The organism is Lentzea sp. NPDC051208 (genome assembly GCF_040682435.1).
GTDB lineage: Bacteria > Actinomycetota > Actinomycetes > Mycobacteriales > Pseudonocardiaceae > Lentzea > Lentzea kristufekii.
On the sequence record NZ_JBFBAW010000007.1, the window covers coordinates 187,562 to 205,948 of the forward strand.

Below are 18,387 nucleotides of genomic sequence, written 5' to 3' on the forward strand. Positions count from 1 at the left end.
TGAGGAACCGCGATGGCCGGCAAATACAGGTACTACGCACTGATCGGCTACCAGTACACGCTGGAGAACCCGTTCACCGTGGTGCGCGTGGGCGGTGAGTTCCCCGAGGGGTTCACCACCAACCTCGACTGGGACCGCACCGATCTGCTGGACCGGATCAGGACGGGCCGGGACGGCTACGAGGTGGTGGAGATCAGCGAAGAGGACGCCACGCGCTTCGAGACGACCCAGGCCCGCCGGGTCGAGGCAGTCCGCAAGCGCGACGGCACCTGATCCACCCCGTGAACCGGGCCGGGCACTCCGCCCGGCCCGGTTCCTTCACTTCCTGAGCTTCAAGCCGGCGCCGTTCGCGTTCATCAAGGTCATCGTGTCGCCGTCGATCTCGAAGGTGACCTCGCCCAGTTCGAGGGTGTCGAGGATGGCGCCCTCCACCCTCATCTTGTCCTCCGAGCACATCATCAAGGTCATGGCGAGGCTGCTGCCGAACGTGATCCGCTGACCGTCCACTTCGTACTTCTCGGCGCCGGTGACGTTCGTGGAGCCGCTGTTGCAGCCGCCCTGCACGTAGATGTGGCCGTCCTTGAAGGAGATCGTGCCCGTCACGCCCTCCGGCGCCGAAGACACGGCGTCCTTCGTGATGATGCCGTCGACGGTCCAGGTGACGCCTTCCAGCGGCGCCTGGGGTTCCGGTGCGAGCACGATCTCCGCGTTCGCTCCCGTGAGCACGAGGTTCGGGCCGTCGAGCCTCCAGGACGGCTTCGCGCCGAGCAGTCCGGACAACCACTCGTCCTGCTCGTGCAGGCCATTGGTGGGGCAGGCCATGTCGGTGGTGCTGAGGTCGGTGACCGTGAGCTTGCCGTCGTCGAGGTTCACCGGGCCCTGCATCTGGTTGCAGCCGGCGTTGGCGAGCAGCCGGCCGTCCGCGGTGAACCTCAGTTCCACCTTCGTGCCTTCGACCAGGGTGCGCGGCTGGCCCTGTTCGGTGACGGACGTGGACGTGAACACCTTGCCCTGCACGCCGTTTCCTCCTCCTCCAACAGATCCGCACGCGGTGGCCAGCAGGACCACTGCGACGACGAGCCGGGAACCCATGCGCGGCACTACTTTCCGAGCTTCAGGCCCGCGCCGGACGCGTTGGTCAGGCTCAGCGTGGCGCGGTCGATCTCGTGGGTGGCCTCTCCGTTCTCGAAGGTCGCGCGGACGGCGTTCTCCACCTCGTCCACGGCACCGCACGACTTCAGGGTGGTGGGGCCGATCTCGGTCTTGATCGTCTGGCCGTCCAGTCGGTAGGGCCTCCCGCCGCCGCTCATGTTGCAGCCGGTGTCCACCATCATGTTGCCGTCCTTGAAGGCGATGGTGACCTTTACCCCCGCGGGCACGGACGAGACGGCGTCCCGCGTGACGAGGCCGTTGACGGTCCAGGTGCCCTCCAGGGTGGCGGGCTGTTCCGGCGCGAGGACGATCTCCGCGTTCGAGCCGGTGACCACGAGGTTCTGGCCGTCGAACTGCCAGGACGGTGTCGCTCCGAGCAGCTTCGACAACCACTCGTCCTGCTGGTGCAGTTCGGGTTTGGGGCAGCCCATCGCCGTCATGCCGAGGTCGGCGACGGAGAGCTTGCCGCCCTCGGTCTTCACCGGACCCTGCATCTGGTTGCAGCCTGCCGTGGCCATGAGCCTGTCGTCGTCGGTGAATCTCAGTTCCACCCGCGTGCCCTCGACCATGGCGCGCGGCTGGCCCTTTTCGGTGACGGAGGACGAGACGAACACCTTGCCCCGCAGGTCGGCGCCCTGGCCCGCGGAAGGACTGCCACAGGCCGCGGTGACGGCCAGGAGCAGGACGGCGAGGACGATTCGGTTGCTCATGTGCGTAGGACGGAACGTCGTGGCGTTGAGGTTGCCCGAAGGCCGGGAGCGGGATCTCCGCGCCCGGCCAACGGAAGATTCGACGTCACGGGGACAGCGACTCGGCGAAGTCGTAGAGACTCTTGATGTCGTTGTCGAAGTACGGCCCGTCCATCTGGCTCGCGTCGGCGTGCCGGTGGCTGACCACGCTGTTGATGTAGCCCAGCCCGTTCTGGTCGTTGTACTCCTGCAGCCACGGACCGCCGGACGATCCGCCGGTCATGTTGCACCAGGCCCGCACCTGCTGGCCGTGACCGTTCCAGGTCGTGCCCTGGCAGAAGTACTGCAGCTCACCGGTGAACGGCGCACCCGCGGGGTAGCCGAGGATCGTGACGGACACCGAGTAGCCCCAGTTCCAGCGCAACCCGTTGCCACCCACGACGTTGGCGATCGAGCTGCCGCCGAGGGTGTTCATGACGACGATGCCCATGTCCTCGTCGCTGCTGCTGGAGTTGATCCAGGCGGTGCGAGTGGTGAGCGTGTACGCGCTCCACGTGCCGAACGGGCGCACACCGTCACGGTAGCGGGGAACGAACACCCAGTTGGACATCCACTGGCCGCCGGCACCGCCGTGCACGCAGTGCCCCGCCGTCTGGACCAGCTTCCTCTTGGTGCTGCTCACGGTCGCGCCGGAGCAGACGTAGTTCAGGCCGTTGACCGGGTTGGTGAAGAACACCTTTCCGACCGTCTGCGACTCGTTGAGCAACGCCCCGATGCCCTGCGCCTGCTCCGTCTTGACCTTCACCGAGGGTGCGACGCCCTCGATGCTGCCCGCACGACCCGAGGGCTGGCGTGGGGACGAGGCCTGAACGGTGGCGGGAGCCTGAGCCGGGATCGCGTTGGCCATGCGCTCCGGGGTCCAGTACGCCTCGGCCGCGGCGGCCGACTGGATCTTGTTGTCGGAGGTTCTGGCCTGGCTGGCAGCGCTGCCGTTCGGTGCCGCCTGCGCGGTCGGCACGAAAACGGAAGCAGCCAGCACAAATCCGAACACTAAAGATACGGTTCTTTTTGCACTCATTCGGAATACCTCACTAAGCGAGGTTGACTTGCGGCTTTGCGAACGTAGCGACGCCTCTGACCTGGTGTCCAGCAGTTCCCAGAAATTGCTCCACTCGGCCCCGCACCAATTCCAAGGCCTTTAGAAAGGCGTCCGTACGGGTCATTTCCCGCATTAATGAGCCGCATCGGAAAGCGCTATCCAGTCAGTCGATCTTGAACTTGGGGTTGACAGGCAGCGCGTCCGGCGCTCTACTTAACCCAGAGGTTAGATAACCAAGTGGTTAGGTATGAGATGGACCAGCTGAGCTCCACCTTCGCCGCACTGGCGGACCCGACCCGCCGGGCGATCCTCGCGCGGCTCACCGAGGGTCCGGCAACGGTGAAGGAGCTCTCCGAGCCGTTCGACATCAGCGGCCCGGCGATCTCCAAACACCTGCGCGTGCTGGAGAAGGCAGGCCTGATCACCCGCGGCAGGGAGGCCCAGTGGCGTCCCTGCCAGCTCGACGCGACACCGCTGAAGGAGGTCGCCGTGTGGGCTGAGAACTACCGCCGCTTCTGGGATGCGAGCTACGCACGCCTGGACGCACTCTTGACCGAGATGAAGGAGACAGACTGATGAGCACCACCACCAAGTTCGGCACCACCGTGACCCTCCCGTCCGACACCGAGATCGCGATGTCGCGCACCTTCGACGCCCCGGCCTCGCTGGTCTGGAAGGCTTTCACCACGCCGGAACTGCTCCGGCGCTGGCTGCTCGGCCCCGACGGCTGGGAGATGCCGATCTGCGAGGTCGACCTGCGCGTGGGCGGCAAGTGGCGCTACGGCTGGGCGCAGCCGGACGGTTCCGGCGCGTTCGAGATGCACGGCGAGTACACCGAGGTCACCCCGCACTCGCGCCTCGCGAACACGGAGATCTTCGAGGACAACCCGCCGGCCCAGTCGACGGTGACGTTCGTCGAGGAGGACGGCCGCACGATCATGACCACGACGATGAAGCTGGTGTCGCGGGAAGCCCGGGACGCCGTGCTGGCGTCCGGCATGTCGGACGGCGCCGGGCGTTCCTACGAGCGCCTGGGCGAGGTCCTGGCCACGCTCTGACCTCGCGGGACAGTCCACTGTGGTTGCTTCCCCAGCGTAACCACCCTTGGTGGCAACGTTTCGCCCGGTCGGGTCCCGGATTCGTGGTTACCTTCGGGCGCATGGGACGTTTCTTCGTGGCTCTGGCCATCATGCTCGGGTTCGCCGTGCTCTCCGCTCCCCTCGCTCACGCAGCCCCGGACACCCGCTGGGAAATCGTGCCGTGCGCGCCCGGCACGAAGGCCCTGTGGCTGCCGCGTGTCGACAAGGCCGGCACGGACCTGTCGTGCACGACCGAGGAAGCCCGTTCCGCGGCGGTGAAGGCTGCCCGGGACAGCGGCAGCCTGACGCGGATGGCGAACGTCGCCATCGCGTTCTCGCAGCAGCTCTCCGACAAGTCGCTCACCCCCACCTCGCCGTGCGTGCTGGGTGCCAAGGGAGCGATCGGCGAGGCGATCGGCACCTGCGTGGCCGCTTGATCGGGTGATCTTGTCGGTGGTGTCCCGCATGATGCGGTTTCGGGACACCACCGGGGGGATCGCTCATGATCGTGCAGGGTTCCGGCGACCTGTTGGACGCCGACGTCGACGCGCTGGTGAACGCGGTGAACTGCGTCGGCGTGATGGGCAAGGGGTTGGCGCTGCAGTTCAAGCAGCGCTTCCCCGCCTACTTCGAGGCCTACGCGGCCGCTTGCGCCGCCGGCGAGGTCCGGCTGGGACGCGTGCACGTGGTGTCCCTGGACCGGTGCTTCATCAGCTTTCCGACCAAGGGGCACTTCCGGTCGCGCTCGAAGCTGTCCGACGTGGCTGCCGGGCTGGACGACCTGGTCCGCGTGATCGGCTCGCTCGGGCTGCGGTCGGTGGCGGTGCCGCCGCTCGGGGCCGGCCTGGGAGGGCTCGCGTGGGCCGACGTGGAGCCGTTGATCACGGCGAAGCTCGGGCCGCTGGACGCGACCGTTGTGGTCTACAGGCCGGAGAACGCCGCGCGACTGGGGTTGTGAGTCGCCGCGAGTTGCGCGGCTGCGTCATCGGCCCGGGAGGCGGGCTCGCCGGTTCTCTCGACGAACACTGATCGGGCTGCTTCGCAGCCGTCTCGCTCGCTCCGGGTAGCTTGGTCGCTGTACAGAAGCAGCATCCGCGGAGGAGGTAGCTCGTGACCGACAACGCCCAGCCTGGGCGAGTTGGCTATCGCGAGATCGCGGACGACCTCCGGCGGCAGATCGACTCGGGTGAACTTCAGCCCGGCAGCAAGGTTCCGGGCGAGAACGACCTCACGAGCCGGTACGGCGTTGCGCATCTGACCGCTCGACATGCTCTTGACGTGCTGAAGTCCGAAGGCCTGATCATCGCGAAGCGCGGGTCTGGAACGTTCGTTCGCGAGTTCAAGCCGATCAGGCGCGTGTCGCCAGACCGGTTGCAGGCGAGCAACTCGTGGGGCTCGGGCCAGCCGATCTGGACCACTGACGTCGGCACGCGCCCGCGAACGGAGAACGTCACCGTCGACATCGAACTCCCGCCCGTCTCGATCGCCAAGGTGCTGGGCATCGACGACGGCACCCGCGTGGTCGTCCGACGCCGCACCTATGTGGTCGACGACAAGCCGGTACAGCTCGCGACGTCCTACTATCCAGAAGCGCTCGTCGCGGGATCGGCGATCAGCGAGATCAACACGGGCGAGGGCGGGGCCTACGCCAGACTCAAGGATCTGGGCCACGAGCCAGTCAGGTTCCGCGAAGAGTTGCGGGTCCGCATGCCGCGCGAAGCCGAACACAAGGCTCTCGACCTCACTCAGGACACCCCGATCATCTTGATCGTGCGGACGGCGTACACGGCCGATGAGCAGCCAGTCGAGGTCAACGAGATGGTCCTCGACTCGGCGGCGTACGTCCTCGAGTACAAGTTCACGTCGCAGGACTGACACTTGCACTTCTATATAGAACTACGCTTCACTGTCGAAGCCAAGTTCTATATAGAGATCGGGCGTCGACATGTCGCGCATCATCGCGCCGTACATCACCGCTTGGAGTGCGGAGCAGGACCTGCCGTGCGCGCTCGTGGAGCGGCCTGACCACAGCATCGGCTACGCGAACGAACTGCTCAGCGATCGCGATCGGCATGGCGTGCTGTGGCGCCAGACGGCACTACGCCACCGAATCGGACGGCCCGAGTTCGCCAGGGTCCATCCGCTGCGACAGCGGCGGGCGATGGAACTGTTGCTGTGTCAGGTTTGTGGCGGGCCGGCGGACCGCAATGACGACGGTGTCCTGTGGCTGCAACGCGATCACCGCGGCGACTGGCCACAGTGGCCGAACGGGATGGCTTCGGTGGAGCCGCCGGTGTGCGTGCCGTGCGTGCCAGTCGCAAGGCGCATGTGCCCTGCGCTGCAACGGGGAGCTGTGACGGTCCGCGTGAGGGACTGCCCTGTCGCAGGTGTTCGGGGCGTGTTCTACCAGCGAAGCGTGCTGGCGCCCGCTGCGACGAAGGCGGGGAACTTCACTTACGACGATCCTGCGGTGCGCCGGGTTCTCGCCTCCGCGTTGATCCGCGAGTTGCGCGGCTGCGTCATCGTCCCGCTCGACGAGCCGAGCGGGACGATGACCCCAAGCCTCAGCCGTTGAGCACGGCGCGCGACATGACCACGCGCTGCACCTGGTTCGTGCCCTCGTAGATCTGCGTGATCTTCGCGTCCCGCATCATCCGCTCGACCGGGAAGTCACGCGTGTAGCCGGCGCCACCGAAGAGCTGCACCGCGTCCGTCGTGACCTCCATGGCCACGTCGGAGGCGAAGCACTTGGCGGCGGCGGTGATGAAGCCGATGTTCGGCTCGCCGCGCTCCGCCTTGGCGGCCGCGACGTAGACCATGTGGCGGGCTGCCTCGATCTTCATCGCCATGTCGGCGAGCATGAACTGGACGCCCTGGAAGTCCGAAATGGACTTTCCGAACTGCTTGCGGTCCTTGACGTACTCGACCGCGGCTTCCAACGCGCCCTGCGCGATGCCCACTGCCTGCGCACCGATGGTCGGGCGGGTGTGGTCCAGGGTCCGCAGAGCGGTCTTCAGGCCGGTGCCCGGCTCACCGATGATGCGGTTGGCGGGGATCGTGCAGTTCTCGAAGTAGATCTCGCGGGTCGGCGAGCCCTTGATGCCGAGCTTGCGCTCCTTCGGGCCCACCGAGAAGCCCTCGTCGTCCTTGTGCACGACGAACGCCGAGATGCCCTGCGACTTCTTCGGGGCGTTCGGGTCCGTCACGGCCATGACGGTGTACCAGGTGGACTCGCCCGCGTTGGTGATCCAGCACTTGGTGCCGTTGAGCACCCAGTGGTCACCGTCGAGCAGGGCCCTGGTCCGCATCGACGCGGTGTCGGAGCCCGCCTCGCGCTCGGACAGCGCGTACGACGCCATCGCCTCGCCCGAGGCGATGGACGGCATGACGAGCTGCTTCAGCTCGTCGGAGGCCGAGAGCAGGATCGGCATGGTGCCGAGCTTGTTCACCGCGGGGATCAGCGAGGAGGACGCGCAGACGCGGGCCACTTCCTCGATGACGATGCAGGTGGCGACGGAGTCGGCGCCCTGGCCGTCGTAGTCCTCGGGCACGTGCACGGCCGCGAAGCCCGCCTTGACCAGGGCGTTGTGTGCCTCTACCGGGAAGCGCTCGTTCTCGTCGACCTCGGCCGCGTACGGCTTGATCTCCTTCTCGGCGAGCGAGCGGACGGCCTCTCGCAGCGCCTCGTGCTCCTCGGCGAGCTGATAGGTGCCGAAGCTCGGGTTCACCTTATTACCTCCCAGTAGCGAGTACTCGGCACGATGTTAGCGCTCGTTCACGTCGGGCGCCGCTGTGCTGTTGAGCACTCAGAGGGACTTCTGCAGGGCCGCGTCCTTGTCTAGTACGAGCTGCTCGAGTTCTGCCTGGAAGCGGGCCATGCGCTCCTGCAGCCCGGCGTCCGAGGAAGCCAGCATCCGCACGGCCAGCAGGCCCGCGTTGCGCGCACCACCGACTGAGACCGTCGCGACCGGGACGCCCGCGGGCATCTGCACGATCGAGAGCAGCGAGTCCATGCCGTCGAGGTACTTCAGCGGCACCGGAACGCCGATCACCGGGAGCACTGTCGCGGAGGCGACCATGCCGGGCAGGTGGGCGGCACCGCCGGCACCCGCGATGATCACGCGCAGGCCGCGTGAGGCAGCCGACGTCGCGTAGTCGAGCATGCGCTGGGGGGTGCGGTGCGCGGAGACGACGCTCACCTCGAACGGCACGTCGAACTCGGCGAGCGCCTCGGTGGCCGCCTTCATCACCGGCCAGTCCGAGTCGCTGCCCATGATCACGCCAACCTGAGTCACTCCGCACTCCCGTGAATGTCGTATCCGTCTGACCAGATGCCCGTGGACAGCCAGTCCGCGGCGAGCCGCGCGCGCTGGCGGACCTCGGTCATGTCGTTGCCGAGGAACGTCACGTGCCCGATCTTGCGGCCCGGCCGTTCCTCCTTGCCGTACAGGTGCACGTGCGCGTCCGGGAACCGGGCGAACAGGTGGTGCACGCGCTCGTCGGGGCCCATCGCGGGCGTGTCGGTCGCGCCGAGGACGTTGGCCATCACGACGGCGGGCGCCATCAGGTCGGTGCGGCCCAGCGGGTAGTCCAGGACGGCGCGCAGGTGCTGCTCGAACTGCGACGTGCGCGCGCCCTCGATCGACCAGTGGCCGGAGTTGTGCGGGCGCATCGCGAGCTCGTTCACGACCACGCCGTGCGCGGTCTCGAACAGCTCGACGGCCAGCACGCCCACGACGCCCAGCGCGTCGGCGACCTTCAGCGCCAGCTCCTGGGCCGCGGCTCCGTCCAGCGCGGGAGCCGGTGCCAGCACCTCGACGCAGATGCCGTCGGACTGCACGGTCTCGACGACCGGCCACGCCGCGCCCTGCCCGAACGGCGAGCGCGCCACGACGGCCGCCAGCTCACGGCGCATCGGCACGCACTGCTCGACCATCAGCGGCGTGCCGGACTCCAGCAGCTCGGGGACGACCCGCTCGGCGCTCTGCGGGGTGTTCAGCATCCACACGCCACGCCCGTCGTAGCCGCCGCGGATCGCCTTCAGCACGCACGGCCAGCCGTTCTCCGCGCCGAACCGGAGCACGTCGCGCACCTCGTGCACCTCGGCGAACGGCGGCACCGGCAGGCCCAGCTCGGCCAGCCGCACGCGCATCTTCAGCTTGTCCTGCGCGAACTGCAGCGCGTCCGGACCGGGGTGCACCTTCACGCCCTCGGCGGCCAGCGCGCGGAGGTGTTCCTGCGGCACGTGCTCGTGGTCGAACGTGACCACCTCGCAGCCCTTCGCGAACGAGCGCAGCGCGTCGAGGTCGGTGTGCGTGCCGAGCACCACGTCGCGCGCGACGAGCGCGGCGGGGTCGTTCTCGGAGACTGCGAGCACGCGCAGCGACTGCCCGAGCGGGATCGCGGCCTGGTGCGTCATGCGGGCGAGCTGCCCGCCGCCGATCATTCCGACGACGGGGAGACGGGTACGAGAGTCCACGGTTCAGGCATCCTACCTGCGGCTTCTCCCGCGCTCACCACCGGCTGAACGGCCTCACCCCCAGCGAAGCCGTCCAGCCGGTGGTGAGCGCTACCCCTCGGTCTTGGCTGTGGCGGTCCCGGACGTGGCCTGCTCGCCCGGGGCGGGTTCGGAAACGGGTTGGGGTGCGGGATCCGAGGCCTCGCCGGTCTCGGCGACCGGGTCGGCGTCCGGCTCCGGCGTCGCGGTGGTCTCCGGAGCCGGAAGGTCCGGCGTGGGCTCGGGCACCGGCGGACCGAGGCGGCGGTGCGCACGGGACGGCTTCCACCCACCGCCGTTGCGCATCAGCCGGAAGACCACGGCCAGCAAGCCCGCCACGATCAGCGCGCACACCAGGAACTCGGCGATCTGGAACCACACCATGCGCTCGATCGGCTGGTAGTCGACGTACGTGCCGATGGCGGCGTTCGCACGGCGCATGCAGCTGGTCTCGCTGACGGCCGTCATGCAGTCGCCCCGGGAGGGCACCGGTTGCAGGTCGGACCCGACGTAGCCGTGGCCGAGCTCCAAGCCTCGATCGGGCACTACCGGCGTTTCCTCCCAACGGGCGATCACGCGTGCCGGTGGCCAGTAGAAGGAACGCACCCACACGGCCAGGACGACGCGCACGACCACGAAGAGCACGATCGTCACCGCGATCGCTGTCACGACGTTCCTGCTCAACAGGCCGATCAGCACGCCGATCGCGAGCCCGAGAGCGGCGTATCCGGCTTGCAGGAGCGAGTTGGCTTCGAAGCTGTTCCACGTCCGCACCGAACCGGTGAAGCCGTCACCGTTGCCGATGAGCGCACCCAGCAGCACGGCCAGGCCACCGAACACGATCAGCTTGCCGCGCAACCACTGCACGGGCGTGACGTCCTGGCCCCACGCCACGAAATAGGTGCGTTCCTCCAGTTCGCGGGCGATCAGCGGAGCACCCCAGAACGCGCCGACCAGCGCACCGAACCCCGTTTGCACCATCAGCGCGTAGAAGCCGGCGATCGGCATCGACGTGTTCATGTAGAAGTCGAGCGCCTCGATCGACCACAGGCTCAGGATGGCGAACACGGCGATGAGCCCGAGCCCGACGATGGGCCAGCGGTGCTGCCGCCAGGTCAGCCAGATGAGTGAATTCAGCTTCACAGGTCACGCTCCAGGTGCGCCACGACCAGCTCCTCCAGCGTCACGTACCGGGCTGTCCAGGGTTCGTCGATCCGCTGACCGCCCGACCTCACCAGGAACGACGACTGGGCCCTGCCGTGCTTCGCCAGCACCACGTGCCCCTCCACGGGCGACTTCGAGGCGTGCGGGCCGGTGTAGAGGACGTGCTCTTCCAGCAGTTCGTCGGCATCGCCGTCCACCAGCAGCCGGCCGTGCGACAGCACCAGCAGCCGGTCGGCCACACCCGCGATCTCTCCCACGGCGTGCGTGGAGAAGATCAACGTCATGCCCTTGTCGTTGACCTCGGTCAGCAACTCCCGCATGACCTTCCGGCGCGCCAGCGGATCCAGTTCGGCCAGCGGCTCGTCCAGCATCAGGACGTCCGGGCGGGACCCCAGCGCCAGCGCGAGCACCACGTGCGTGCGCTCACCACCGGACAGGTCCTCGATCTGGAGCTTGCGCGGGATCCGGAACCGGTTGAGCCACTGCTCGGCGCGGTCGGCGTCCCAGATGTCGTTCATGCGGCGGCCGAACTCCAGCACGTCCTTGACCCTGAACGACTTGTACATGGGCTTGTGCTGGGGCACGTACGCCATCCGGCCCGCGATCGACGTGTGGCCCGATTCCGGCTTCAGGTGCCCGGCCAGCACGTTGAGCAGCGTCGTCTTGCCGGAGCCGTTGGATCCCACCATCGCCGTGACGCTGCCCGGCGGCAGTTCGAACGAGACGTCCCGTAAAGCCCACTTCGACACGCCGGCCGCAACCACGCTCATTGCGCTCCCCCACTCAGCACCTCACGCATCAGCGCATTGATGTCCTCGTCCTCCAACCCGGCGGAGCGTGCCTCCGCGACCCACGCGGCCAGCTTGGCGCGCAACGGGTCCAGGTCCTCGGGGGCGGCGGACCCCAAGGAGGCCTTGACGAAGGTGCCGGAGCCCTGACGGGCTTCGACGAGGCCGGCGAGCTCCAGCTCGCGGTAGGCCTTGAGCACGGTGTTCGCGTTCACGCCACTCGTGGCGACGACGTCGCGGACCGTCGGCAGCCGATCACCCGGCTGCAACCAGCCGAGCCTCAAAGCCTCCCTGACCTGCTGCCCCAGCTGCAGGTACGCGGGAAAACCGCTGCCGCGGTCAACGTGGAACTCGACCACGCACGCTCCCCAGATTGTTCTAGTCAACTAGCACAATAGAACACTTCTGCGGGTGTTGGGAAGCGACCCCGGTGGGGACGCGGGGAGGGCCGCCGGGCGCGGGACAGGGGGTTCAGCGCCCGAGCGAGGTGAGCAGCGCACGCGCCTCGGCGTGCGTGTCCGGCAACTGTTCGACCCAGACCTCGGCGGGGCCGACCGGCCGGACGTCGGGGTCGTCGGCGAGCCGGTCGGCCGCCAGGACCCTGAGGTTCGACACTCTTCGCGCGAGCAGTCCGTCGCGTCTGACCAGCACCGCGGCCACGCACGGGCCGAGGGTCGCCAGCGTCTCGCCGCCGTCGAAGACGGTGCGCAACGCGTCCGACACGAGTGTCATCGCGACGACGCGGGACCAGCCCGATGCGCGGTGCACGTCGAGCCGCAGCAGCACGAGGGCGTAGTCGAGGGACGCGACCGGTGTCTCCCGGTACACCTCGCCCAGCCGTGTCCGCAGGTAGGCGCCGGTCGCCAGGCCGGTCAACGGGTCTTCGGCCGCGCAGTCGCCGGCCTGCTTCGTCACCACGTCCGCCCACCCCAGCGCCGTCATCCGCACCATCCGCGAAGGGAGCGCGTCGACGTCCGGCGACACGGCGTGCGACGCGTCGGTCAGCACGGCGTGCAGCGCGGCCAGGTCCAGCAGCGTCTCGCTCAGGCCCGCTCCGGCCTCGGCGCGTGCACGGCCCAGCCGGACCAGCGCGTCGGCGGGGTCGGTGTCCTCCAGCATCGCCGCGCACACGTCGTCGACCTCGGCGAGCGGCCAGTCTGCGGGGAACGCCCAGCCTGCGGCCATGGTGGCGGTCCGCCACCTCGACTTCAGCAGGCGTTCCGCTTGTGCGACACCCACCCGGTCTCCCTTCAGTTCGCCCGATTCCAGGTGGGAGACGCAGCCGTCGCTCGTTCGTGACGCAACCCGCGCGGGGGATTGAGATGACTGCGCCACGCGCCGTAAGTCACACTGGGCGCCGCGTGGGAGGGAAACAAAAACTGTGGCGATCGTTCCTGCAGACGTCCAGGGACCGAGCGACGCGGAACTCATCGAGTCCGTGCGCGGCGGGACCATCGACGCCTACGGCCAGTTGTACGAACGCCACGTCTCGGCGGCCTACAACCTCGCTCGCCAGTTGGCGCGCTCCGCCGCGGAAGCCGACGACCTCGTCTCCGAGGCGTTCGCGAAGGTCCTGGACACGCTCCGCGGCGGCCGCGGCCCCGACTCGGCGTTCCGCGCGTACCTGCTCACGGCGCTGCGCCACACCGCGTACGACAAGACCCGCCGCGACAAGAAGGTCGACCTCACCGAGGACATGACCGACGTCGCGCCGGCCGTGCAGTTCAGCGACACCGCCGTGGCCGGGCTGGAGCGGTCGCTGGCCGCCCGCGCGTTCGCCGCCCTGCCCGAGCGCTGGCAGATGGTGCTCTGGCACACCGAGATCGAGGGCCAGTCGCCCGCCGAGGTCGCCCCGTTGCTCGGGCTGACGGCCAACGGCGTGTCCGCGCTCGCCTACCGCGCCCGTGAGGGCCTCAAGCAGCAGTACCTGCAGATGCACCTGGCCGACACGGAGGCGGAGCGCTGCAAGGCGACCGTCGACCGGCTCGGCGCCTGGACCCGCGCCGGCCTGTCCAAGCGCGAGGCGGCCCAGGTCGAGGCGCACCTCGACGAGTGCGGCCGGTGCCGGGCGCTGGCCGCCGAACTCGCGGACGTCAACGGCGCGCTGCGGATCTTCGTCGCCCCGCTGGTGCTCGGCGTCGGTGCCACGACGTACCTGCTGGCCGCCGGCACGACGACGGCCGTCGTCGGCGCCGGAGCGGCCGCGGGTGGCGCGGGCGCCGTGGGTGCCGCGATCCCCCGCCAGCTCGTCACGGTCGGTGGTTCCGCGGCCGCCGTGGCCGCGGCCGTGGTGATCGCGCTGGCCGCCGGGGGCGGTGAGCAGCAGACGCCGGTGGTGCAGGCCGTCCCGCCCCCGCCCGCGCAGACGCAGGTCCAGACGCCGAGGCCGCCCGTGCCGCCGGTTCCGCCCGCTCCCACCCCCACCACGGAACCGCCGACGACCACGACGGAGCCGCCGCCCCCGGTGGCCCCGCCCGCCCCACCGGCACCGGCACCGGAGCCGCCCGCCCCCCAACCGCCCGCGCCCGCGCCGCCGGCACTCACGCCGACCACGCCGAGCGGGTTCTCGCTGACGCCGGGCGAGGAGCCCAAGGACTTCCCGATCACCGTCCGGAACATCGGCGGCACCGCGGCACCGCCCGCGAGCATGGTGCTGAACCTGCCTCCGGGTGTCGTGTCGACGGGCGGGCCGTCGGGCTTCGGCGCCGCGCGCCTGCTGCAGCCGGACGGCGCTGCCGACCAGACGGTGAACTGCCCCGCCGGCACCGGCACGATCACGTGCGTGACGCCGCAGGGCATCGCGCCGGGCGGGCAGGCGACGTTCCACTTCCTGCTGAGGGCGACCGACACGGCCGTGCCCGGCACGATCACCGGTGTCATCAGCGCGGGCACGTCGATCTCCGTCGACATCAGCGTCGAGGTCAACGTGCCTCCGGTGAACGACGAGATCGACCTCTTCGTGAAGACTTGGGACCAGGTGTTCTGGTACCCCCCGCGCACCGACGTCGGCGTGTGGAACAAAGGCCCGCGTGCGGGCACTTTGAAGCTGGACATCTCGACGGCGGACAACGTGTCGATCTACACGCCTTACCGCCAGTGCTCCCATGCGGAGGACAAGAAGTCGATCCGCTGCGTCGCCGACCTGGACAAGGGTGGCAAGTTCCGGATGTCCTTCTTCGCGTTCGGGCGCGCGGGCGGGGAAGTCACCATCACCGCCACTCTGGGCAACGTGACGGAGTCCGTGAAGACGAAGGTGCGGGGATGGCCCGGTCACCCGCCGGGCGAGCAACCGCCGAACCCGCCGACGACCACCACGACGGTGCCGCCGACGACCACGACCACCGAGCCCACGAAACCGACGCGGCCGACCGACCCCACGAAACCGACTCAGCCCACTGATCCGACGAAGCCGACCGTGCCGACCCAGCCGACGGAGCCCTCGAAGCCGGAGACCCCGCCGTCGACGACCCAGCCACCGTCCCTGCCTCCGTCGACGCCGCCGACGACCACGCCACCACCGAAAACGGAAGAGCCGTGCGTACCGCCGCGCGGCCTGATTCCGGGGCTGATCGGCGGCCTGCTGGGGCAGCCTTCCTGCGAACCGCCGCGAAGCTGACCAGAAGTTGATCTTTCATCGTCACTGAACGTGCAGGTCACGCACCTCTGTGTCGCGGTTGGTAACACCCGGAGGCAGGCGTCGTGATCTAGATCCGTAAGCTGGCGCGGTGCTGCCAGTCGTTCGCCGCGCCATGAGCCGGCTGCCGGAACCGGTCCAGTTCCTGATGCACAAGCACCGCGAGGTGATCCGGTTCGCGCTGGTAGGCGGCACGACGTTCCTCATCGACAACGGCGTCTGGTACGCGCTCAAGCTCACCGTGCTGACCGACAAGGTCGTCACGGCGAAGGTCATCGGCGTGCTGGTGGCGATCATCGCCTCGTACGTGCTGTCGCGCGAGTGGTCGTTCCACACCCGCGGCGGCCGCGAACGTCACCACGAGGCCGCCCTGTTCTTCCTGGTGAGCGGCATCGGCGTCGCGATCAACATCGCCCCGCTGTGGCTGTCGCGGCACCTGTTCGGCCTGCAGGCCCCGTTCGTCTCGGTCATGACCGAGGAGATCGCGGACTTCGTCTCGGGCTCGATCCTCGGCATGCTGCTCGCCACCGGCTTCAAGTTCTGGGCGATGCGCCGCTGGGTCTTCCCCGACGCGGGCGCTCGGCCGGACCGGCGTGTTCACCCGATCTCCGTAGACTCGTCCCGTGTCTCTAGCCGAAACAGTGGTCTCCCGGTTCCCGGAACCGATCCGGTCGATCGCGCTGAAGCATCGTGAACTAGTCAAGTTCGCCCTGGTCGGGGGCACCTGCTTCGTGATCGACACGGTCCTGTTCTTCGGGATCAAGATCGTCGTCCTGCCGAACAACCCGGTCACGGCGAAGATCATCGCCACGCTGGTCGCCACGATCGTGTCGTACATCCTGAACCGGGAATGGTCGTTCCGGACGCGCGGCGGCCGCGAGCGTCACCACGAGGCGTTGCTGTTCTTCCTCGTCAACGGCATCGGCATCGTGCTGAACTCGGCACCGCTGTACATCGCGCGGTACGCGTTCCACCTGCAGGAGCCGCACGTGTCGCGCCTCACCGAGGAGATCTCGGACTTCCTGAGCGCGCAGATCATCGGCACGCTCATCGCGATGGCGTTCCGCTGGTACGGCTACAAGAACTGGGTCTTCCCCGAGGAGAACTTCCGCAACCCTCGGCCGATCGAGGAGGAGAAGGAGCTCGGCCACTCCTAGGGCGTGTCCCGTAAGTCGCGTCCGCGATAGTCGCGGCCGAGGGCCCCGGAGACGGCACCGCCGCAAAGCCCGAATACGCCCGGTATGAGGGCATCGCGGCGGCACCGCCTCCGGGACTCTCGACCGTGACTCTCATCGAACGGACTTACGGGACACGCCCTAGCGGGGTGTGCTCGGCTTCTTCCAGGAGATCCCCACCACGTCCTGGGCCTTCGGCACCGGCAGGAACACGGCGAACGTCGCCGGCCGCGCCGTGGACAGCTCCAACCGGCCGCCGTCCGCGTCGACCAGCGCCCGTGCGAGCGCCAGGCCCACGCCGGTCGAGCCGCCGCCGGAGACGCCGCGCTCGAAGATGTGCGCCGCGAGTTCGTCCGGCACGCCCGCTCCGCCGTCGCTGACCTCTACGACGACGGTGCCCTCCTCGCTGCGTGCGGAGACCACGACCGACCCTTCGCCGTGGCGCAGGGCGTTGTCGAGCAGCACCCCGATGGCCTCGCGGAGGCGGGCGGGGGTGGCGCGGGCCAGCAGGCCGTCCGGGACGCGGACGCGCAGCGCCCGTCCCTGGCCCTTGACCTGCTCGCGCCACTCGTCGGCGATCAGGTTGAGCGCGGGCCGCAGTTCCAGCGGTTCGGCGCCGACTGCTCGGGCCGCGCGGGCGGCGGCGAGGAGTTCGTCCAGCACGGCGGCGAGGCGTTCGGCCTGTTCCAGGGCCGCGCGAGCCTCGGTGGCCGTCTCGGGTTCCGGGTGCTCGGCGAGAGCTTCCAGGCGCAGCTGAAGTGCCGTGAGGCGGCTGCGCAGCTGGTGGGAGACGTCGCCGACCAGTTCGCGTTCGCGCTGGACCAGGCGGGCGAGGGCCGTGGCGGAGGTGTCGAGGGCGTCGGAGACCGCGTCGAGCTCCTCGATGTTGTAGCGCTGCTCGTCGGCGCGGAAGTCGCCGGCGCCGAGCCGGGACGCGCGGGCCGCCACGTGGCCCAGCGGGCGGGCAAGCGTTTGCGCCGTCACCAGGGCGACGACGGTGCCGGTGCCGACGGACAGCGCCAGCAGGAGCAGCACCAGGCCTGCCACCTGGGCCTGCGAGGTGTGCATCGGGCCGGAGGGGATCTCCAGGCGGACGGTGCCCTGCTGGGCGATCGGCAGTTCGACGGTCAGTGGGTCGTCGCCCGGCGAGGGGCCGGTGGACTTGGTGGTGCCCGCCGACACGACGGTGAGACGGCCGTCGGTCGGGATGGCGACCCGGACGGCCTCGATGTCGAGGCTCTGCTGCTTGGCGAGCTGGTCGTCGAACGTCGTCGCGATCCGCTGGGCGCTTTCGCTCAGGTCGGCGCGGGCCGTGTCCTCGACGAGCTGCAGCGCGGTGTAGCCGAGCGGGAGGCCCAGCACGATCCCGGTGACGGCGACGGCGAGCAGGATCGCCCGCAGGATCCGGCGGCGCACTAGTCGGCGTTGAAGCGGAAGCCGCGGCCGCGCACGGTCGCGATGCGCTTCTCGGCGGAGTTCGGGGTGCCGTCGCTGAGCTTCCTGCGCAGCCACGACATGTGCATGTCGAGCGTCTTGCTGCCCTTGAGGTCCGGGTCGTTCCAGACCTCGGACAGGATCTCGTCGCGGCTCACGACCTGGCCCGCGCGCTGGATCAGCACCTTGAGCAGCTCGAACTCCTTGTTCGCGAGCTGGATCTCGCCGCCGTCGACGGTGACGCGGCGGGCGGCCAGGTCGACGCGGACGCCGTTGACCTCCAGCGTTCCCGGCGCGCGGCGGCGCAGCAGCGCCCGGATGCGGGCCATCAGCTCGGCCAGGCGGAACGGCTTGGCGACGTAGTCGTCCGCGCCCGCGTCGAGCCCGACCACGAAGTCGACCTCGTCGGCCCGGGCCGTGAGCATCAGCACGGGCACGCCCCTGCCGCTCTGGCGCAGCCGCCGGCACACCTCCAGCCCGTCCATGCCCGGCAGGCCGAGGTCCAGCACCAGGAGGTCGATGCCCCCGGCGATGGCGGCGTCGAACGCACTTGGCCCGTCATTGACGACCTGCACCGAATAACCCTCCCGCGTCAAAGCGCGGGAGAGAGGTTCCGCGATGGCCGGGTCGTCCTCGGCCAGCAACACCACGCTCACGGGGCTCAGCGTATTCGTGG

General features: G+C 69.1%; 22 protein-coding genes. 10 read left to right on the top strand and 12 right to left on the bottom strand.

The genetic code is table 11. The annotated features are described in order from the left end of the window. Nucleotides 1-12 precede the first annotated feature (12 nt). On the top strand, nt 13-273 hold the full coding sequence (locus tag AB0M48_RS18735) for a hypothetical protein (protein WP_363843220.1): 261 nt from the start codon (nt 13-15) through the stop codon (nt 271-273). Between the two features lie 45 nt (nt 274-318). Here AB0M48_RS18735 and AB0M48_RS18740 read toward each other — a convergent pair whose 3' ends face one another. The 3 genes from AB0M48_RS18740 to AB0M48_RS18750 form a co-directional block, all read right to left on the bottom strand. Then, nucleotides 319-1,092, bottom strand: coding sequence for an META domain-containing protein (locus AB0M48_RS18740; protein WP_363843223.1), 774 nt, complete (start codon nt 1,090-1,092; stop codon nt 319-321). Between the two features lie 8 nt (nt 1,093-1,100). Beyond that, the gene (locus AB0M48_RS18745) at nt 1,101-1,862 is read right to left on the bottom strand and encodes an META domain-containing protein (protein ID WP_363843226.1); all 762 of its coding nucleotides are present in this window, start codon (nt 1,860-1,862) and stop codon (nt 1,101-1,103) included. 85 nt (nt 1,863-1,947) lie between these two features. Then, nucleotides 1,948-2,892 carry a hypothetical protein gene (locus AB0M48_RS18750; RefSeq protein WP_363843229.1) on the bottom strand — a complete coding sequence of 315 codons (945 nt, stop codon included), beginning with the start codon at nt 2,890-2,892 and terminating at the stop codon, nt 1,948-1,950. Nucleotides 2,893-3,192: 300 nt separating this feature from the next. Between AB0M48_RS18750 and AB0M48_RS18755 the strand changes: the two genes are divergently transcribed. The 6 genes from AB0M48_RS18755 to AB0M48_RS18780 all read left to right on the top strand — a co-directional run bounded on the left by AB0M48_RS18755 (nt 3,193) and on the right by AB0M48_RS18780 (nt 6,594). Further along, nucleotides 3,193-3,516 (top strand): metalloregulator ArsR/SmtB family transcription factor, encoded by a 324-nt coding sequence (locus AB0M48_RS18755; protein WP_363843232.1) that lies wholly within the window; start codon nt 3,193-3,195, stop codon nt 3,514-3,516. After that, a complete protein-coding gene (locus AB0M48_RS18760; protein WP_363843235.1) occupies nt 3,516-3,998 on the top strand; it encodes an SRPBCC family protein in 483 nt (160 codons plus the stop codon). Before AB0M48_RS18755 ends, AB0M48_RS18760 begins: the two co-directional genes overlap by 1 nt. Nucleotides 3,999-4,099: 101 nt before the next feature. Beyond that, on the top strand, nt 4,100-4,456 hold the full coding sequence (locus tag AB0M48_RS18765) for a hypothetical protein (RefSeq protein ID WP_363843238.1): 357 nt from the start codon (nt 4,100-4,102) through the stop codon (nt 4,454-4,456). A gap of 65 nt (nt 4,457-4,521) precedes the next feature. Continuing rightward, the gene (locus AB0M48_RS18770) at nt 4,522-4,977 is read left to right on the top strand and encodes a macro domain-containing protein (RefSeq protein ID WP_363843241.1); all 456 of its coding nucleotides are present in this window, start codon (nt 4,522-4,524) and stop codon (nt 4,975-4,977) included. A gap of 152 nt (nt 4,978-5,129) precedes the next feature. Then, nucleotides 5,130-5,894 (top strand): GntR family transcriptional regulator, encoded by a 765-nt coding sequence (locus AB0M48_RS18775; protein WP_363843244.1) that lies wholly within the window; start codon nt 5,130-5,132, stop codon nt 5,892-5,894. A gap of 70 nt (nt 5,895-5,964) precedes the next feature. Next, nucleotides 5,965-6,594: a hypothetical protein gene (locus tag AB0M48_RS18780; protein WP_363843247.1), complete on the top strand. Its 630-nt coding sequence runs from the start codon at nt 5,965-5,967 to the stop codon at nt 6,592-6,594. On the opposite strand, the gene AB0M48_RS18785 is transcribed toward AB0M48_RS18780, so the two are convergent. The 7 genes from AB0M48_RS18785 to AB0M48_RS18815 all read right to left on the bottom strand — a co-directional run bounded on the left by AB0M48_RS18785 (nt 6,584) and on the right by AB0M48_RS18815 (nt 12,707). Next, entirely contained in the window at nt 6,584-7,747 is a 1,164-nt protein-coding gene (locus AB0M48_RS18785) for an acyl-CoA dehydrogenase (RefSeq protein WP_363843250.1), read from the bottom strand. The two genes, AB0M48_RS18780 and AB0M48_RS18785, sit on opposite strands and share 11 nt — an antisense overlap. 78 nt (nt 7,748-7,825) lie before the next feature. Next, nucleotides 7,826-8,314, bottom strand: coding sequence for a 5-(carboxyamino)imidazole ribonucleotide mutase (purE, locus tag AB0M48_RS18790; RefSeq protein WP_256334572.1), 489 nt, complete (start codon nt 8,312-8,314; stop codon nt 7,826-7,828). Further along, nucleotides 8,311-9,498: a 5-(carboxyamino)imidazole ribonucleotide synthase gene (locus tag AB0M48_RS18795; RefSeq protein WP_363843254.1), complete on the bottom strand. Its 1,188-nt coding sequence runs from the start codon at nt 9,496-9,498 to the stop codon at nt 8,311-8,313. The genes purE and AB0M48_RS18795 overlap by 4 nt, the downstream gene beginning before the upstream one ends. Before the next feature lie 90 nt (nt 9,499-9,588). Further along, complete coding sequence (locus AB0M48_RS18800; protein ID WP_363843257.1) at nt 9,589-10,659, bottom strand: hypothetical protein; 1,071 nt, start codon at nt 10,657-10,659, stop codon at nt 9,589-9,591. After that, complete coding sequence (locus AB0M48_RS18805; RefSeq protein WP_363843260.1) at nt 10,656-11,450, bottom strand: ABC transporter ATP-binding protein; 795 nt, start codon at nt 11,448-11,450, stop codon at nt 10,656-10,658. Before AB0M48_RS18805 ends, AB0M48_RS18800 begins: the two co-directional genes overlap by 4 nt. Next, entirely contained in the window at nt 11,447-11,827 is a 381-nt protein-coding gene (locus AB0M48_RS18810; RefSeq protein WP_363843263.1) for a GntR family transcriptional regulator, read from the bottom strand. The genes AB0M48_RS18805 and AB0M48_RS18810 overlap by 4 nt, the downstream gene beginning before the upstream one ends. A gap of 112 nt (nt 11,828-11,939) precedes the next feature. Then, nucleotides 11,940-12,707: a GGDEF domain-containing protein gene (locus AB0M48_RS18815; RefSeq protein WP_363843266.1), complete on the bottom strand. Its 768-nt coding sequence runs from the start codon at nt 12,705-12,707 to the stop codon at nt 11,940-11,942. Between the two features lie 142 nt (nt 12,708-12,849). Here AB0M48_RS18815 and AB0M48_RS18820 point away from each other — a divergent pair, with 142 nt between their 5' ends. From AB0M48_RS18820 to AB0M48_RS18830, 3 genes are all read left to right on the top strand, one after another. Next, nucleotides 12,850-15,084 carry a sigma-70 family RNA polymerase sigma factor gene (locus AB0M48_RS18820; protein WP_363843269.1) on the top strand — a complete coding sequence of 745 codons (2,235 nt, stop codon included), beginning with the start codon at nt 12,850-12,852 and terminating at the stop codon, nt 15,082-15,084. Nucleotides 15,085-15,217: 133 nt separating this feature from the next. After that, nucleotides 15,218-15,796 (top strand): GtrA family protein, encoded by a 579-nt coding sequence (locus AB0M48_RS18825; protein WP_363843976.1) that lies wholly within the window; start codon nt 15,218-15,220, stop codon nt 15,794-15,796. Continuing rightward, nucleotides 15,726-16,259, top strand: a complete 534-nt coding sequence (locus AB0M48_RS18830; RefSeq protein ID WP_363843272.1) for a GtrA family protein — start codon at nt 15,726-15,728, stop codon at nt 16,257-16,259. The genes AB0M48_RS18825 and AB0M48_RS18830 overlap by 71 nt, the downstream gene beginning before the upstream one ends. Before the next feature lie 159 nt (nt 16,260-16,418). Here the strand turns inward: AB0M48_RS18830 and AB0M48_RS18835 are convergent, their stop codons facing one another. Both AB0M48_RS18835 and AB0M48_RS18840 read right to left on the bottom strand, forming a co-directional pair. Next, nucleotides 16,419-17,693, bottom strand: coding sequence for an ATP-binding protein (locus AB0M48_RS18835; protein ID WP_363843275.1), 1,275 nt, complete (start codon nt 17,691-17,693; stop codon nt 16,419-16,421). Next, nucleotides 17,693-18,367 carry a response regulator transcription factor gene (locus tag AB0M48_RS18840; RefSeq protein ID WP_363843279.1) on the bottom strand — a complete coding sequence of 225 codons (675 nt, stop codon included), beginning with the start codon at nt 18,365-18,367 and terminating at the stop codon, nt 17,693-17,695. The genes AB0M48_RS18835 and AB0M48_RS18840 overlap by 1 nt, the downstream gene beginning before the upstream one ends. Nucleotides 18,368-18,387: the final 20 nt, after the last annotated feature.

Bases quoted from the DNA above. Each gene is read 5' to 3' on its own strand.
- AB0M48_RS18760 (WP_363843235.1), top strand. From the start codon at position 3,516: ATGAGCACCACCACCAAGTTCGGCACCACCGTGACCCTCCCGTCCGAC.
- AB0M48_RS18825 (WP_363843976.1), top strand. From the start codon at position 15,218: ATGAGCCGGCTGCCGGAACCGGTCCAGTTCCTGATGCACAAGCACCGC.
- AB0M48_RS18805 (WP_363843260.1), bottom strand. From the start codon at position 11,450: ATGAGCGTGGTTGCGGCCGGCGTGTCGAAGTGGGCTTTACGGGACGTC.
- AB0M48_RS18770 (WP_363843241.1), top strand. From the start codon at position 4,522: ATGATCGTGCAGGGTTCCGGCGACCTGTTGGACGCCGACGTCGACGCG.
- AB0M48_RS18745 (WP_363843226.1), bottom strand. From the start codon at position 1,862: ATGAGCAACCGAATCGTCCTCGCCGTCCTGCTCCTGGCCGTCACCGCG.
- AB0M48_RS18755 (WP_363843232.1), top strand. From the start codon at position 3,193: ATGGACCAGCTGAGCTCCACCTTCGCCGCACTGGCGGACCCGACCCGC.
- AB0M48_RS18735 (WP_363843220.1), top strand. From the start codon at position 13: ATGGCCGGCAAATACAGGTACTACGCACTGATCGGCTACCAGTACACG.
- AB0M48_RS18765 (WP_363843238.1), top strand. From the start codon at position 4,100: ATGGGACGTTTCTTCGTGGCTCTGGCCATCATGCTCGGGTTCGCCGTG.
- AB0M48_RS18740 (WP_363843223.1), bottom strand. From the start codon at position 1,092: ATGGGTTCCCGGCTCGTCGTCGCAGTGGTCCTGCTGGCCACCGCGTGC.
- AB0M48_RS18780 (WP_363843247.1), top strand. From the start codon at position 5,965: ATGTCGCGCATCATCGCGCCGTACATCACCGCTTGGAGTGCGGAGCAG.